At 70.7% G+C, this 13,956-nt stretch carries 15 protein-coding genes; 7 read left to right on the top strand and 8 right to left on the bottom strand.

The genetic code is table 11. The features are described from left to right. Positions 1-33: 33 nt before the first annotated feature. From ABZ930_RS06545 to ABZ930_RS06530, 4 genes are all read right to left on the bottom strand, one after another. Complete coding sequence (locus tag ABZ930_RS06545) at positions 34-402, bottom strand: peptidase inhibitor family I36 protein (protein ID WP_361542462.1); 369 nt, start codon at positions 400-402, stop codon at positions 34-36. Continuing rightward, positions 399-932 (bottom strand): hypothetical protein, encoded by a 534-nt coding sequence (locus ABZ930_RS06540; RefSeq protein WP_361542460.1) that lies wholly within the window; start codon positions 930-932, stop codon positions 399-401. The genes ABZ930_RS06545 and ABZ930_RS06540 overlap by 4 nt, the downstream gene beginning before the upstream one ends. A 7-nt stretch (positions 933-939) precedes the next feature. Then, entirely contained in the window at positions 940-1,299 is a 360-nt protein-coding gene (locus tag ABZ930_RS06535; RefSeq protein WP_361542457.1) for a hypothetical protein, read from the bottom strand. A gap of 104 nt (positions 1,300-1,403) precedes the next feature. Beyond that, positions 1,404-1,823, bottom strand: a complete 420-nt coding sequence (locus tag ABZ930_RS06530; RefSeq protein ID WP_361542454.1) for a hypothetical protein — start codon at positions 1,821-1,823, stop codon at positions 1,404-1,406. 255 nt (positions 1,824-2,078) lie between these two features. Here ABZ930_RS06530 and ABZ930_RS06525 point away from each other — a divergent pair, with 255 nt between their 5' ends. Further along, positions 2,079-2,579, top strand: a complete 501-nt coding sequence (locus ABZ930_RS06525) for a DinB family protein (RefSeq protein ID WP_361542450.1) — start codon at positions 2,079-2,081, stop codon at positions 2,577-2,579. A gap of 199 nt (positions 2,580-2,778) precedes the next feature. Beyond that, a complete protein-coding gene (locus ABZ930_RS06520; protein ID WP_361542447.1) occupies positions 2,779-4,491 on the top strand; it encodes a glycoside hydrolase family 18 protein in 1,713 nt (570 codons plus the stop codon). A gap of 68 nt (positions 4,492-4,559) precedes the next feature. Here the strand turns inward: ABZ930_RS06520 and ABZ930_RS06515 are convergent, their stop codons facing one another. After that, complete coding sequence (locus tag ABZ930_RS06515) at positions 4,560-5,000, bottom strand: OsmC family protein (RefSeq protein WP_361542444.1); 441 nt, start codon at positions 4,998-5,000, stop codon at positions 4,560-4,562. Positions 5,001-5,019: 19 nt separating this feature from the next. After that, positions 5,020-5,865 (bottom strand): GntR family transcriptional regulator, encoded by an 846-nt coding sequence (locus ABZ930_RS06510; protein WP_361542441.1) that lies wholly within the window; start codon positions 5,863-5,865, stop codon positions 5,020-5,022. 197 nt (positions 5,866-6,062) lie between these two features. Here ABZ930_RS06510 and ABZ930_RS06505 point away from each other — a divergent pair, with 197 nt between their 5' ends. Genes ABZ930_RS06505 through ABZ930_RS06485 form a run of 5 tightly spaced genes read left to right on the top strand, consistent with a single transcriptional unit; the run spans position 6,063 to position 12,206 of the window. Next, positions 6,063-7,334: an extracellular solute-binding protein gene (locus ABZ930_RS06505; protein WP_361542438.1), complete on the top strand. Its 1,272-nt coding sequence runs from the start codon at positions 6,063-6,065 to the stop codon at positions 7,332-7,334. A gap of 60 nt (positions 7,335-7,394) precedes the next feature. After that, positions 7,395-8,366: a sugar ABC transporter permease gene (locus ABZ930_RS06500; RefSeq protein ID WP_361542435.1), complete on the top strand. Its 972-nt coding sequence runs from the start codon at positions 7,395-7,397 to the stop codon at positions 8,364-8,366. Then, positions 8,363-9,199, top strand: a complete 837-nt coding sequence (locus ABZ930_RS06495; RefSeq protein WP_361542432.1) for a carbohydrate ABC transporter permease — start codon at positions 8,363-8,365, stop codon at positions 9,197-9,199. Before ABZ930_RS06500 ends, ABZ930_RS06495 begins: the two co-directional genes overlap by 4 nt. A 23-nt stretch (positions 9,200-9,222) precedes the next feature. Next, positions 9,223-10,752: a beta-N-acetylhexosaminidase gene (locus ABZ930_RS06490; protein WP_361542429.1), complete on the top strand. Its 1,530-nt coding sequence runs from the start codon at positions 9,223-9,225 to the stop codon at positions 10,750-10,752. After that, positions 10,749-12,206 carry a cellulose binding domain-containing protein gene (locus ABZ930_RS06485; protein ID WP_361542426.1) on the top strand — a complete coding sequence of 486 codons (1,458 nt, stop codon included), beginning with the start codon at positions 10,749-10,751 and terminating at the stop codon, positions 12,204-12,206. The genes ABZ930_RS06490 and ABZ930_RS06485 overlap by 4 nt, the downstream gene beginning before the upstream one ends. 272 nt (positions 12,207-12,478) lie before the next feature. Here the strand turns inward: ABZ930_RS06485 and ABZ930_RS06480 are convergent, their stop codons facing one another. Beyond that, positions 12,479-12,988 (bottom strand): hypothetical protein, encoded by a 510-nt coding sequence (locus ABZ930_RS06480; RefSeq protein WP_361542423.1) that lies wholly within the window; start codon positions 12,986-12,988, stop codon positions 12,479-12,481. An 84-nt stretch (positions 12,989-13,072) separates the two neighbouring features. Beyond that, positions 13,073-13,855: an alpha/beta fold hydrolase gene (locus ABZ930_RS06475; protein ID WP_361542420.1), complete on the bottom strand. Its 783-nt coding sequence runs from the start codon at positions 13,853-13,855 to the stop codon at positions 13,073-13,075. Positions 13,856-13,956 lie beyond the last annotated feature (101 nt).

Here is a 13,956-nt window from a genome sequence, read left to right as displayed (position 1 = left end):
CCTCCAGGGCGGGGGTTCGGGTTCAGCGTGGGGTCAGCACTCCATTTTCCAGGTGTGCGAGTCGCCGCTGTCGTTGCCCCAGCCGTCGGAGGGGATCTCCTGGCCGGGCGCGAGACAGACCGTGCCGAGTCCGATCAGGCCCGGGTTCTCGTAGACCTGGACGTGGTCCTTGATGCCGGGTCCGGAGATACCGTGGTTGGCCCAGGAGGAGTCCTCGTCCTGGATGCCGGGCTCCCAGTCGTGGTCGTCGCCGGACCAGTTCCAGCGCATTCCGGTGTAGTTGGCGTCGGTCCAGGCGCAGAACTCGCCGCTGGGGCACTGGGCGGCGTACGCGGTGGTGGTGACGGCCGCGCCGCCGAGGGCGAGCGCGGCGGCGGCGAGCAGGGCGAGCGGATGCTTCACGGGGTTCCTCCGGTGGTGTCGGGCGTGGTGCGCAGGATGCGTGCGGACACGTCGAGCGCGTGGGTGCGCAGGTGGCGCCAGGCGGTCAGCTCGGATCGGTGCCGTTCGCGGACGGCGGTGAGGGAGCTGTGCCGGTAGGCGGCTTCGGGCTTGAGGTTGTTGACGACGGTCGAGACCCGGAACCAGCGCTTCTGATCGCCGTAGAGCGTGCGCTGGGCCGCGGCGAGGCAGCCGTCGGTGTGGGCACGGACGGGGATCCCGTTCGCCAGGGTCAGGGACAGTTCGGCGGGTGGCCGGCCGAACAGGGCGGCGGCGACCCGTTCTTCGTCGGCCGCGCTCCTCGCTCGCTGCCCGGGACGGGGCGGGGTGAGTCCCCGCTCGGTCAGACAGCGGTCGGTGAGCACCTGCTGCGCGGCTCGGACGGTGTCGTCCGGCGAGCGGTCCCGACCGCTCGGGCGGTTCGCGCAGCCGGCGAGCAGCAGGGCGCCCGTGACGAGCGCGAGCGGCCGGAGGAGGGGGCGGTGGATCATGGCCGGTTCAGCCCCGCCCACACCCCATGGTGTTGTCGCTGACGCCGTCGAATTTGCCGGCCCACTCCCAGTTCTCGGAGTAGTCGTCGCGCCGGATCTCCCGGTAGAGGCAGTTGGAAACGGTGTAACTGATCGCGTAGACGCTCTGGCCCACGCGGGATTCGAAGGACGCGGCACGGCGCTGAGTGCCGTTCTCCGCCTCCGCGTATCCGGGTGGCGCATAGCACCAGGCCTGGCCGTGCTGGCCGGGTTCGGTCCAGAAGCAGACCTGGCCGGGTCCTTTCACGGCCTGGGCGCCGGAGGCGGCCGGCAGGAGTGCGGCCGCGGCGGCGAGCAGCGCGACGGCGAATGCGGATCTGTGTTTCATGTGGGCGGCCCCGAGGTGGTCGTTCTCACTGTGCGTGACCACACTCCCCGCGCCCACCTGCCCTCACGCACGCATTCACCCGCGTCGGCGATTAGTCATTCATGTCATACCGACGCGGGTACGGGGGCCTCGGTGCGCGGCGCGAGACGGGCCATGCGCAGGGCGTCCACGGACTCGGCGAGGAGTTCGTACTCGGTGGTCTCGTCGCGGGTGGCGACCCGGACGAGGCGGCCGCCGGCCAGTTCCTCGGCGACGCGCTCCTGGTGCTCGGTGTCCGCGCACCAGGCCCGCAGCAGGGACGGCACGTCGGGGGCGTCGTCGGCGAGCGGCATCAGGGCACCCTCGGGCAGATGCGGCAGGTCGGGCCGCGGGTCGAGGCGCTCGGCGATCCAGGTGGCACGGTCGCGCAGCCACCACAGGGCGAGGGGGAGGGTCGGGGCACGGTAGGTACCGAGCGGGACACCCACGCGCTGTCCTCCGCATATTCCGTATGCGGTGACATGGCACAGGAATTCGTCGTGCACGATCTCCCCCATTGCCTGGCGCCATTGATCACTTACGCGGTGGCGCGTGATCAGTTATCGACCCGTACGACGGGAGTGGCCGGTCAATGGGTCTTCCGGCTACCTCGGCCCGCCGATTCCGCACAATGTTCAACCGTCCCACTTGTCGAGTATCGGCACTCGCCGCTCGCTGTCACCACGCTTTTCACGCCAGTCTTCCGGCATATTCGCGGGCTCCGTTGGCCGAAAGGCGCCAGGTCGACGACACTGCACACCATGCACTCACATGACCTACTCATTGACGGTTACAACCGCATTAAGGAAGAGGTCCACGGGGTCGTCGGCGGGCTTTCTCCGGAGCAGTTGCAGGCGCGTCCCGGCGAGGGGGCGAATTCCATCACCTGGCTGATCTGGCATCTCACGCGTGTGCAGGACGACCATGTCGCCGACGCGGCCGGGACCGACCAGGTGTGGCTCGCGCGGGGCTGGGCCGCGCGCTTCGATCTGCCGCTCGCGGAGACGGACACCGGGTACGGGCACACGGCGAAGGAGGTCGGCCAGGTGCGCGTCGCCTCCGGCGAGCTGCTGCTCGACTACTACGACGCGGTGCACGAGCAGACCCTGCGCTACCTCTCCGGCCTCACCGACGCCGATCTGGACCGGATCGTCGACGAGGGCTGGGATCCGCCGGTCACGCTGGGGGCACGCCTGGTGAGCGTGCTCTCGGACGATCTGCAGCACGTGGGGCAGGCGGCGTACGCCCGCGGACTGCTCTGAACGATCCACCGCCCCGGGGCCGCGAGCCCCGGTCCACGTCGGCGCCGGACCTCTCGTCCGGCGCCGTTCTCGTGGGCGGCGAACTCCTCTTGCCTCCACAGGTCTTGACAACGCGAATGGTCTGGACCAGCTTTGGCGCACGACATCGGTGGCCACCGTCGTCCACATCCGCCCTACTCCTCTCCCCCGGAGGCATTCTGTGGACCGTGCTCGTCATGGCAGACCCGGCGCGCCCAGGCGCCTTGCCGCCGCACTCGCCGTCACCTCGGCGGCGGCGCTCGGCGTGACGGCGCTCGCCGCCCCCGCGCAGGCCGCCGACGTCAACGTCGCCAAGAACGCCGGCTTCGAGTCGGACCTGAGCAACTGGACCTGTACCGCGGGCAGCGGTGCGACCGTCTCGTCCCCCGTGCACGGCGGCGCCAAGGCGCTCAAGGCCACACCGGCGGGCCAGGACACGGCCCAGTGCACGCAGACCGTCGCGGTGAAGCCCAACTCGACGTACAGCCTGAGCAGTTGGGTGCAGGGCAGCTATGTGTACCTCGGCGCGAGCGGCACCGGCACCACCGACGTGTCGACCTGGACGCCGGGCGCCTCGTCCTGGCAGCAGCTGACCACCAGCTTCAAGACCGGCGCGAACACGACGTCCGTCACGATCTACACGCACGGCTGGTACGGGCAGGGCGCCTACTACGTCGACGACGTGAACGTCTTTGGCCCCGACGGGGGCGGCGGCAGCGACCCGGTGCAGATCCCGGGCACGCCGGCCGGGCTCGCGGCGGGCGCGACCACGTCCTCCTCGGTGGACCTGTCCTGGACGCCGGTCTCCGGTGCGACCGGGTACAACGTGTACCGGGGCGGCACGAAGGTCGCCTCGACCACAGGCGCCTCGGCGACGGTCACCGGCCTGAGCGCCGACACCGCGTACAGCTTCCAGGTCAGTGCCACGAACGCGGCCGGCGAGTCCGCCAAGTCGACCGCGGTGAGCGCGCGCACCGCCACGACCGGGGGCGGGAACCCCGGCGGCGGCACCGTGCCCAAGCACGCGCTGACCGGCTACTGGCAAAACTTCGACAACGGCGCGACCGTGCAGAAGCTGCGCGACGTCTCCTCGCAGTACGACATCATCGCGGTGTCCTTCGCCGACGCGACGACCACGCCCGGCCAGATCACCTTCAACTTGGACCCGGCCGTCGGCTACTCCTCCGCGGCCGACTTCAAGGCGGACATCGCGGCCAAGCACACGGCGGGCAAGTCCGTGATCCTGTCGGTCGGCGGTGAGAAGGGCAGCATCTCGGTCAACAGCGACGCCTCCGCGACGGCGTTCGCCAACAGCGCGTACGCACTCATGCAGGAGTACGGCTTCGACGGCGTCGACATCGACCTGGAGAACGGCCTCAACTCCACCTACATGACGAAGGCGCTGCGGGCCCTCGCGGCGAAGGCGGGCTCCAAGTTCGTCCTGACGATGGCGCCGCAGACCATCGACATGCAGTCCACGTCCGGCGAGTACTTCAAGACGGCGCTGAACGTGAAGGACATCCTCACGGTCGTCAACATGCAGTACTACAACAGCGGTTCGATGCTCGGCTGCGACGGCAAGGTCTACAGCCAGGGATCGGTGGACTTCCTCACCGCGCTCGCCTGCATCCAGCTGGAGGGCGGTCTCGACCCGTCGCAGGTCGGGCTCGGCGTCCCGGCCTCCACGCGCGGGGCGGGCAGCGGCTATGTGGACCCGTCCGTGGTGAACAACGCGCTCGACTGCCTCACCCGGGGCACGGGGTGCGGCTCGTTCAAGCCCGCGAAGACCTACCCGGGGCTGCGCGGCGCGATGACCTGGTCCACGAACTGGGACGCCACGGCCGGTAACGCCTGGTCCAACTCCGTGGGACCAAAGGTGCACGGCCTGCCGTAGGCACGCTGCCGGACCAGCCCCGACAGGCCTGACACATGGGCCTGTCGGGGCTTCCGTCGTGCTCGCTCCTAGCCGCCCATGAAGAGCATCGTGCCGTCGGGTCCGAATGCCTCGAGGCGGGCCCCGTGCTCGACGGTGCGGCTGACCGTGCAGTGCTTCTCGTGGGTCAGCCGGATGCCGCGCTCCAGGGCCTCGGCCGCGGCCGTGTCGCCGTCCGGCAGCGTGATCTCGTAGGAGACCCGGAAGGTGCCGACGCGGCCGTCGTCCTCGGGGCGGGAGACGGACTCGACGGTGATGCGCAGGTCCTCGTGGGGAACGGTCCGGGCGGTGCGGTCCACGACGAGCCCCCCGCAGCCGCCGAGCGCCGCGAGGAGCAGTTCGACGGGGGTGAAGGAGGGCTGGGAGCCCGGCACGTCGGCGGGGGCCATGCGGACCTCGGCCCCCCGGTCGTTGCGCGCGGTCCAGTCGCGTTCGCCATTGCGTACGGTTTCGATGCGGTAGTCGGCCATGGCGGAACCGTAACCAGGCTCAGGGCGTCTGCACGTCGCCACGCGTGATGGAGGCGACCGTGTCGCGGTGGGCGAAGTCGCCCGGCGGAATGCCCGGGTGATGCCCCGGCAGCGGGGCGACGGGCGCCGCGACGGGCCCGAGCGTGAGCCGGGAGACGATCCGGTAGCGGTCGCCCCGGTAGAGCGAATGGACGTACTCGACGGGCCGGCCCCCGGTGTCCGAGGTGAGACGCTCGACGAGGAGCGCCGGGGACAGCTCGGGCACCTCCAGCAGATCGGCCTCGGCGCGGGTGACCACCGTGGGCTCGATGGCCTGCACCGCTTCCTGGACGTGGACGTCGTGGTGGTCGCGCAAGTGCTCGTAGAGGTCGCCGTCCTCCAGTTCCTGGGCGCTGAGGCCCGGGACGAGGTCGGCGCGGATGTGCAGGTGCTCGATGGCCATCGGCGCTCCGTCGACGAGGCGGAGCCGGGCCACGTACACGATCTGCGCGGCGGGCGACAGGCGCAGCTTGCGGCCGACGCGGGCGCCCGCCGGGATCGTGGTGAACTCCAGGAGCCGGCTCGACCAGGCGCCGGACGCCTGCGGGAGCGTCAGCCCCGTGTCCTGCGGGACGAGTTCCTGGGTGATCTTCTCCGGGGCGACGAACATGCCCCGCCCGTGTTCGCGAACGAGAAGTCCGGCGGCGACGAGCTCGTCGACGGCCGCGCGCAGCGTGGGGCGGGAGACGCCGAGACTCGCGCACAACGCCCGCTCGGACGGGATCGCGTCGCCGGGACGGTGGGACTCGATCAGTTCGAGGATGTGATCGCGCACCCGCTCCCGCTTGAGCACCGCGCCGTGCGCATCCCCCCGCGCGTCCTTCACGTTCTTCTCCCTCGCATGCATACAACCAGTTGCCTTACCAGTTGACCACGCAGGCACGGAGATCGCCAAGCAATCCCCTAACTGCCCATATTTTTCCAGGGGGTTGACGTGCTCAATGGTCTATGCCAGCTTTCTGCCTCATCAGAGGTCACCTGACCAGTTGCCAACTGGTCAGGTCCGTCCCCCAGAGGTGAACCGTGAAGCTCCGTTTCCTCGCCGGTCTGTCCGCGTTCGTCGCGGTCGCCGGGCTCAGCGCCTGCAGCAGTTCGTCCGGCTCCGACGGAGGAGACGCGGCCGGCGGGCGCACCAGGATCGACGTGTGGCTGATGCGTGACAGCGTGTCGGCCGCCTTCCAGAAGGATTTCGTCAAGGGCTTCGAGGCCGCGCATCCCGACATCGACGTACGGGTGCAGATCCAGGAGTGGGACGGCATCGGCGGGAAGATCACCGCGGCCCTCGCCAGCAACGACGCGCCCGACGTGATCGAGAGCGGCAACACGCAGGTCGCACAGTTCGCGCAGAGCGGCGGGCTGACCGACCTGAGCGGCAAGGTCGACGATCTCGGCGGCAAGGACTGGCTGAAGGGGCTCGCCGAGCCGGGCGCGTACGAGGGCAAGCAGTACGGCATCCCGTACTACGCCGCGAACCGGGTGGTCATCTACCGCAAGGACCTGTTCGAGAAGGCCGGTGTCGACGCCTCCGCGATCAAGACGCGGGACCAGTGGGTCACGGCGACCCGCAAGCTGAACAAGGGCAAGCAGCAGGGCATCTACCTGCCGGGCCAGAACTGGTACACGTACGCGGGCTTCGTCTGGGACGAGGGCGGCGACCTCGCCGAAGAGTCCGGCGGCAAGTGGCAGGGATCCCTGGACACGCCCGAGGCACAGCGGGCGATGGCCTTCTACAAGAAGCTGCAGGCGCTCGGCAAGGGCCCCAAGGACTCCGACGAGGCACAGCCCCCGCAGGCCGAGGTGATGGCGAAGGGCGAGGTCGCGCAGGTGATCTCCACGCCGGGCGGCGCGAACGTCGTCGCCCAGAACAACCCGGAGCTCAAGGACGAGCTGGGCTTCTTCCCGATCCCCGGCAAGACGGCCGACACACCGGGAGCGGTGTTCACGGGCGGCTCGGACCTGGTGATCCCGACGGTGGCCAAGCACCAGGACGAGGCGTACACGTTCGTCAAGGCGCTGACGGGTGACGCCTGGCAGAAGAAGCTCGCGGTCGCCATGAGCTACGTGCCGAACAGAACGACGCTGGCGAGTGCGGTCTCCGCCGACCCGGGGGCCTCCGCGATGGCGGTGGGCGCGGCCGTCGGGCACGCGACGCCGAACACGCCGGGCTGGGCCGCGGTCGAGGCGAAGAACCCGATCAAGGACTACCTCACGGCGGTGCTGACCGGCGGTGATCCGGCCGGTGAGGCGAAGAAGGCGTCCGAGGCGATCACGTCGGCGATGAACTCCGGTTCCTGACGCCCCTCCCCTGCCCCGGCGTCCTCGCCGCCTCCCGTCTCACCGAAAGGAGTGTGCGCCGTGTCGGTCGTCCGTGAGCGGACCGCGCCCCGCCGCCCTCTGTCCCGGCCGGCCCGGCGCCCACCGGGCCCTCCCCGCCGCCCCACCATGTCCGGCGGCTGGCCGTACCTGCTGGTCGCCCCCACCGTCCTCGGCATGCTGTATCTGCTCGTGTACCCGCTGGCCCGGACGGTCCTGATCTCCTTCCAGGACTTCGGACTGCGTCAACTCATCCTGGGTGACGCGCACTTCGTGGGCTTCGACAACTACACGACCCTGCTCACCGATCCGCGCTTCTGGACGGTGGTGCGCCGCACGTTCCTGTTCATGGCCGTCAATGTCGCGCTCATCATGGTGCTCTCGACGCTGGTGGCGCTCATGATCGAGCGGCTCGGCCGGTTCGGGCGCACCGCGGTGCTCAGCGCGCTGGTGCTGGCCTGGGCGATGCCGGTGGTGGCCGCGACGACCGTGTTCCAGTGGCTGTTCCACTCGGAGTTCGGCATCGTCAACCATGCCCTGACCGGGCTCGGGTTCACGTCCTTCGAGGGCTATCCCTGGCTGGCGCACGGCTCGGCGGCGTTCGCGATCCTGGTGACGCTGGTGGTGTGGCAGTCGGTGCCGTTCGCGGCGATCACCCTGTACTCGGCGCTGACCACCGTGCCGGCCGAACTGTACGAGGCCGCGCGGATCGACGGCGCGTCGGGACCGCGGATCTTCCGGTCGATCACGCTGCCGATCGTGCGGCCGATCTTCATGCTGGTGCTCTCCCTCGAGGTCATCTGGACGTTCAAGGCGTTCACGCAGATCTGGGTGATGACCCGGGGCGGCCCGGGCGACGCGACGACGATCCTGCCCGTGTACGCGGTGCAGACCGCGCTCGCCCAGCAGCGCTACGACCTGGGCTCCGCGGCGTCCATGGTCACCGTGCTGCTGATGTCCGGGGTGCTCGTCGCCTACTTCCGGCAGATGTTCCGACAGGAGACCGAGCTGTGAGCACGCCGCGCGCACTGCGCCGCCTCCCGCTGAACGTCGCCGCGACCGTCACGGTCGTCGTGTGCCTGTTCCCCGTGTACTGGATGGTCACCACGGCCTTCAAGCCGTCGCGTGACATCCAGTCCGACAACCCTCAGCTGCTACCGCAGAGCTGGACCCTCGACCACTTCCGGCGGGCGATCGACGCGGACGGGTTCGGGCTGTTCTGGCGCAACAGCGTGCTGGTCACGCTCGGCGCGGTGGCACTCGCGCTGCTCGTGGCGCTCGGCGCGTCGTTCGCCGTGGCGCGGATGCGCTGGCGCGGTCGGCGGCAGTTCATGCTGATGGTGTTCGTCGCGCAGATGGCGCCGTGGGAATCGCTGATCATCCCCGTGTACATCATCTCGCGGGACACCGGAATGCTGGACCGGCTGCCCACCCTGACCCTCGTCTACTTCATGATGACGCTGCCGTTCACGATCGTGGTGCTGCGCGGCTTCATCGCGACGATTCCCCAGGAGCTGGAGGAATCGGCGCAGGTCGACGGCTGTACGCGGGTCGGGGCGTTCCGCCACATCGCGTTCCCGCTGCTCGCGCCCGGCCTGATGGCGACGTCGCTGTTCGGCTACATCACGGCGTGGAACGAGTTCGCGTACGCCAACTTCCTCATCATCAAGGAGCAGGACCACCGGACGCTGCCGGTGTGGCTGTCCTCGTTCCACAACACGTTCGGCACCGACTGGGGCGCCACGATGGCCGCCTCCACCCTGTTCGCGCTGCCCGCCCTGGCGATCTTCCTGCTGCTCCAGCGGCATGTGACGTCGGGTTTCGCGGCCGGCGCCGTCAAGGGCTGACGCCCTCGCCTCGGAGGTTCCCCGTGCCCGCACCCCTGCCCGCACTCGTCCCCCTCCCCACCCAACTCACCCATCGACCGGGCCACTTCACCCTGTCGGCGGAGACCGCGGTCCGGGTCTCCCCCGGCGCCGCGGCCGCCGCCGATCTGCTCCGCACCCTCCTCGCACCCGCCACCGGACTGCCGCTGCCCGCCTCGCCCGACGGCGCGTTCGTGCTCGCGCTCGATCCGGATCTCGGCGGTCTGGGCGCCGAGGGGTACGGCCTGACGGTCGCGCCGGACGCGGTCCTGCTGCGCGCCGCGCACCTCACGGGCCTGCTGCGCGGCATCCAGACGGTACGTCAGCTGCTGCCCGTCGAAGCGCTCTCGGACACGGCTCGGCCCGGCGTCGCGTGGCGGCTGCCCTGCGTCGAGATCACGGATGTGCCCCGGCACTCCTGGCGCGGCTTCATGCTGGACGTGGCCCGGCACTTCCAGCCGGTGTCCGTCCTGCGCCGCACCGTCGATCTGCTCGCCCTGCACAAGCTCAACGTGCTGCATCTGCATCTCACCGACGATCAGGGGTGGCGGATGCCGGTCGCGGCCTATCCGCTGCTGACCGAGATCGGCGGACGCCGCGCCGGTCCCGTCCCGCACGAAGGGGCCTACACCCGCGCGGAGTTGCGGGGGCTCGTCGCGTACGCCGCCGCGCGCGGTGTCACCGTGGTCCCGGAGATCGAGATGCCGGGCCATGCGCGGGCCGCGCTCGCCGCGTATCCGGAGCTCGGCAACGTCCCCGGGCGGCGGCTCGACGTGTGGCCGCTCTGGGGCGTGTGCGACACGGTGTTCGGCGTCCACGAGCCGGTCCTCGACTTCTGCCGCACCGTCCTCGACGAGGTCGTCGACGTCTTCCCGTCGCCCTACGTCCACATCGGCGGCGACGAGTGCCCCACCGACGAGTGGGCGGCGAGCCCGGTGGCGCGGGACCGGGCCGCCGCCGAGGGGCTGGCCCACACGGACGCGCTGCGGGACTGGTTCCTCGGCCGGATCGGTGCCCATCTCCTGGAACGCGGGCGCACTCCGGTGGTGTGGGCCGAGACGGGCGAGGGGCTGCCGACGGAGTTCGCGGTGATGACCTGGCGCGACCCCGAGCACACCCGGATCGCGCTGAAGCGCGGCCATCCCGTGATCAGCTGCCAGCACCGGGCCTCGTACCTGGACTACGCGCAGACCGACTCCACCGACGAGCCGCACGCGGAGCCGGGTCTGGTCGTCGATCTGCGCACGGTGCACGCGCACGAGCCGCCGACGGACCCGGACGCCTCGGGCCGACTCCTCGGTGCGCAGGCCCAGTTGTGGACCGAGTACGCCCCCACGGTCGACCACATCGACCGCAGGATCTTCCCCCGTCTGTCCGCGCTCGCCGACCGCGCCTGGCACGGTTCCCCGTCCTGGCCGGACTTCCGCGTCCGGCTCGAGGCGCACGGCGCCCGGCTCGCCGCGCTCGGCGTGCGGCACGGACCGCTCGACCCGTACGTCCCCAACCCCCACGGTTCCGGAAGGGAACAGTCATGAGAAGGCTCCCGAAGACGAACAGGAAGAACAGGACGACCGGCTCACCCAGGGCGAGAACCGCACTCGCCTGCGCCGTCGCCGGCGCGCTCGGCTGCGTGAGCCTGCTCGCGCTCCCGCAGGGCGCGGTCGCGGCCGACGGCGCCCTGAGCGTGCAGTACCACACGGGCAGCACCGGCAGCGACCAGGCGGAACCCTGGCTGAAGGTGCGCAACACCGGCTCCTCCGCCGTCGCCCTGAGCAACGTGAAGCTCCGCTACTACTTCAAGGCCGACTCGGCGAGCGCGAGTTATCGCTTCGCCTGCTCGTGGGCGGTGAAGGGGTGCGCCCGCGTGACCGGCACCTTCGGCACCCTCGCCCACCCGACCGCGACCGCCGACCGGTACCTGGAGATCGGCTTCACGTCCGACGCGGGCACGCTCGCCGCCGGCGCCGACTCGGGCGATCTGCAACTGCGCTTCTACCGCTCCGACTGGCAGCCGCTGAACCAGGCCGACGACTACTCGTTCGGCGCCGCGCAGAGCGCGTACGGGAACTGGTCGAAGGTGACCGCGCAACTCGGCGGTGCCACGGTGTGGGGCACGGCCCCCGAGGGCAACGACCCGACGGATCCCACGGACCCGACCGACCCCACCGACCCGCCGGGCGACGGAGCGACCCTCTTCGACGACTTCTCCTACACGGCGTACAACGACCCGCGGATCGCGGCCAACGGCTGGACGGTGCGCTCCAACTCCGGCGGGCCCGGTGTGCCGGGGGCGACCTGGGCGCCGGAGAAGGTGACGTTCCCGGTCGCGTCGGGCAACACGGTGATGAACCTGGAGACGTCGACGTCGGGCACCGGCGAGAGCACGAAGCAGACCGAAGTGCTCACCAAGGCCACCAAGTTCAAGAACGGCACCTACGCGGCGCGGGTGAAGTTCGCGGACGCGCCGAAGAGCGGGCCCGACGGGGACCACCTCGTCCAGACGTTCTTCACCATCAACGACCTCAAGGCGCCGATGGCCGACGACTACGCCGAGTACGACTTCGAGTACCTGCCCAACGGCGGCTGGGGCGAGCCGTCGAACATCCTCTACACGACCTCCTGGGAGACCTACAACCCGGATCCGTGGCAGGCGGTGAACCAGCACACGGAGAGCCGGCAGAGCTACAACGGCTGGCACGACCTGGTCGTCACCATCGACAACAGCTCCATCAAGTACTACGTCGACGGGCAGCCGTTCGGCACCCATGACGCGCAGTACCTGCCGGAGCGGCCGATGTCGATCAACTTCAACCAGTGGCTGATCGACCTGGCCGGCAACACGAGCACCAGTGCGCGCGCCTACGACCAGCAGGTCGACTACGTGCTGCACGTCAAGGACCAGGTGCTCACCCCGGCACAGGTCGCGGCGAAGGTGGCCGCCTACCGCTCGGCGGGCACGGCGTTCGAGGACACCGTGCCGTCGGCATGAGCTGACCGGGGGACGGGGAGTCCGCGCGCCCCACACGCCCGGACTCCCCGGTGGTGCTCCCCCACCTCTGGCGGCCGGCCCGGGAGTCGGCTGCGGCCGCCGCGGGCCAGATTCTGCCGGGCGGCGGCCGGGATCTCATCCCGCACCCCCGGCTTTAGGTAACCTTGTGTGTTGAATCAGTGGCGAAAAGTGACGGAGGCGGGACGTCAGGACCCTTGCGGCGCACCGGAGTTGCTGTCGCGAACAGGCCTGTCTGGCGTGATCGCTCCGTCTCAACTAAGGCCGGAAGTCTGCCCCGCCTCCTGTCCGGGCAAGCGCTTGCCACAGTGCGCGCAGTAGCGCGCGGCGGCGTCGTCGGTGACCCGGCCGCACTCCTCGCAGACGCGCGGCAGCAGACAGGGCGCCTCGCCGCCCTCCGCGGCGACCGGGGCCGCGGCCCGGCGGATGGTCATGCCGGGCCGCCTGCGGTGCGCCGTGAGATAGACAAGACCGTCCTCGCCCGCGCTGACCGCGCGCTCCTCGCCACGCGGCACGAACAGCAGCGTTCCCGGCACCAGCGCCTCCTCCGCGCCCGCCCGCCACAGCGTGCCGCCGCCCTCGGCGATGTAGAGCAGCACGTCGAGGTCGGGCTCGACGTGCGGCGTGCCGCGGGTGTCCGCCGGCAGCCGGACGAGGTTGGCGTCCAGTTGCCGGGCCGCGCCGTCGAGGCGCCAGAGCGCTCCGGTGGCGCCGGGGTCCGCGGCGGCGATGACGTCGGTGAGGGTGACGTGGGCGGCGGGCATCGTGTCGTACTCCTCCGTGGGGTTCGGGCCACCCGCAGCCTACGGAGTTCGCTGCCGCGCAGCACTCCGGCCGGCCCGCGGCGGTCAAGAGCCGTCGAGGAAGGCGATCACCGGGGGTGTCGCCACGTCGGCGTACTCCTCGAAGTAGGCGTGCCGGCCGCCGGGGATCAGCAGCAGCCGGGCGCCGGGGACGCGGTCGGCCAGCAGCGGGGCGTTGGCCGTCGGGTTGAAGTCGTCGTCGGTGCCGTGCACGACGAGGGTGGGCGCGGCGATCCGGGGCAGCGCGTCCCAGGCGTCGTGCCGGGCGCTGGCGCGCAGATGGCGGCGGCGGGCGTGCGGGGGCATCGCCGGGTCGCCGAGGGTGTGGAACGGGCCGGGGTGCGTGGCGGTGTACGCGGGTGTGTACATGAGGTCGAGGAGTGCGGCGCGGGCCGCGTCCGGGTCGGGGTCGGCGAGGGCCTTGCGGACTGCGGGACCGCGCTCGACGCCGTGCGGCGCGCCCGGTGACGTGCAGCCGAGGACGAGGCGGTCGACGCGCCCGGGATGGTCGGCGGCCAGCCACTGGGCGACGCGGCCGCCCATCGACGTCCCGTAGACGTGGGCCCGGTCGACGCCGGCGGCGTCGAGGACGGCGACGGCGTCCCGCGCGAAGTTCTCCGTGCTGTACGTGTCGGTGTCCGGGGCGTCGCTGTCGCCGGTGCCGCGCCAGTCCATGGCGACGGTGGTGAAGCGTGCGGCGAAGCGGTCGCGCACGGGATCCCACCAGCGGTGATGGTTCGACTGGCCGGCCAGCAGCAACAGCGGGGCGCCGGTGCCGCGTACGTCGTAGTGGAGTGCGGCGCCGTCGGCCGCGTGTGCGTGGGGCATGGTCGTGGATTCTCCCTCATCGCAACTCCCTCTGTTCAAACGGTGGACTCCACAACATCACTCTGCAATTCTCCAACAACTGAACGCAAGAAAACGATGGT

This window comes from Streptomyces sp. NPDC046716, from assembly GCF_040645755.1.
GTDB lineage: Bacteria > Actinomycetota > Actinomycetes > Streptomycetales > Streptomycetaceae > Streptomyces.
Note: the sequence above shows the minus strand (reverse complement) of the source record. Positions and strands in the feature narration are given on the sequence as shown.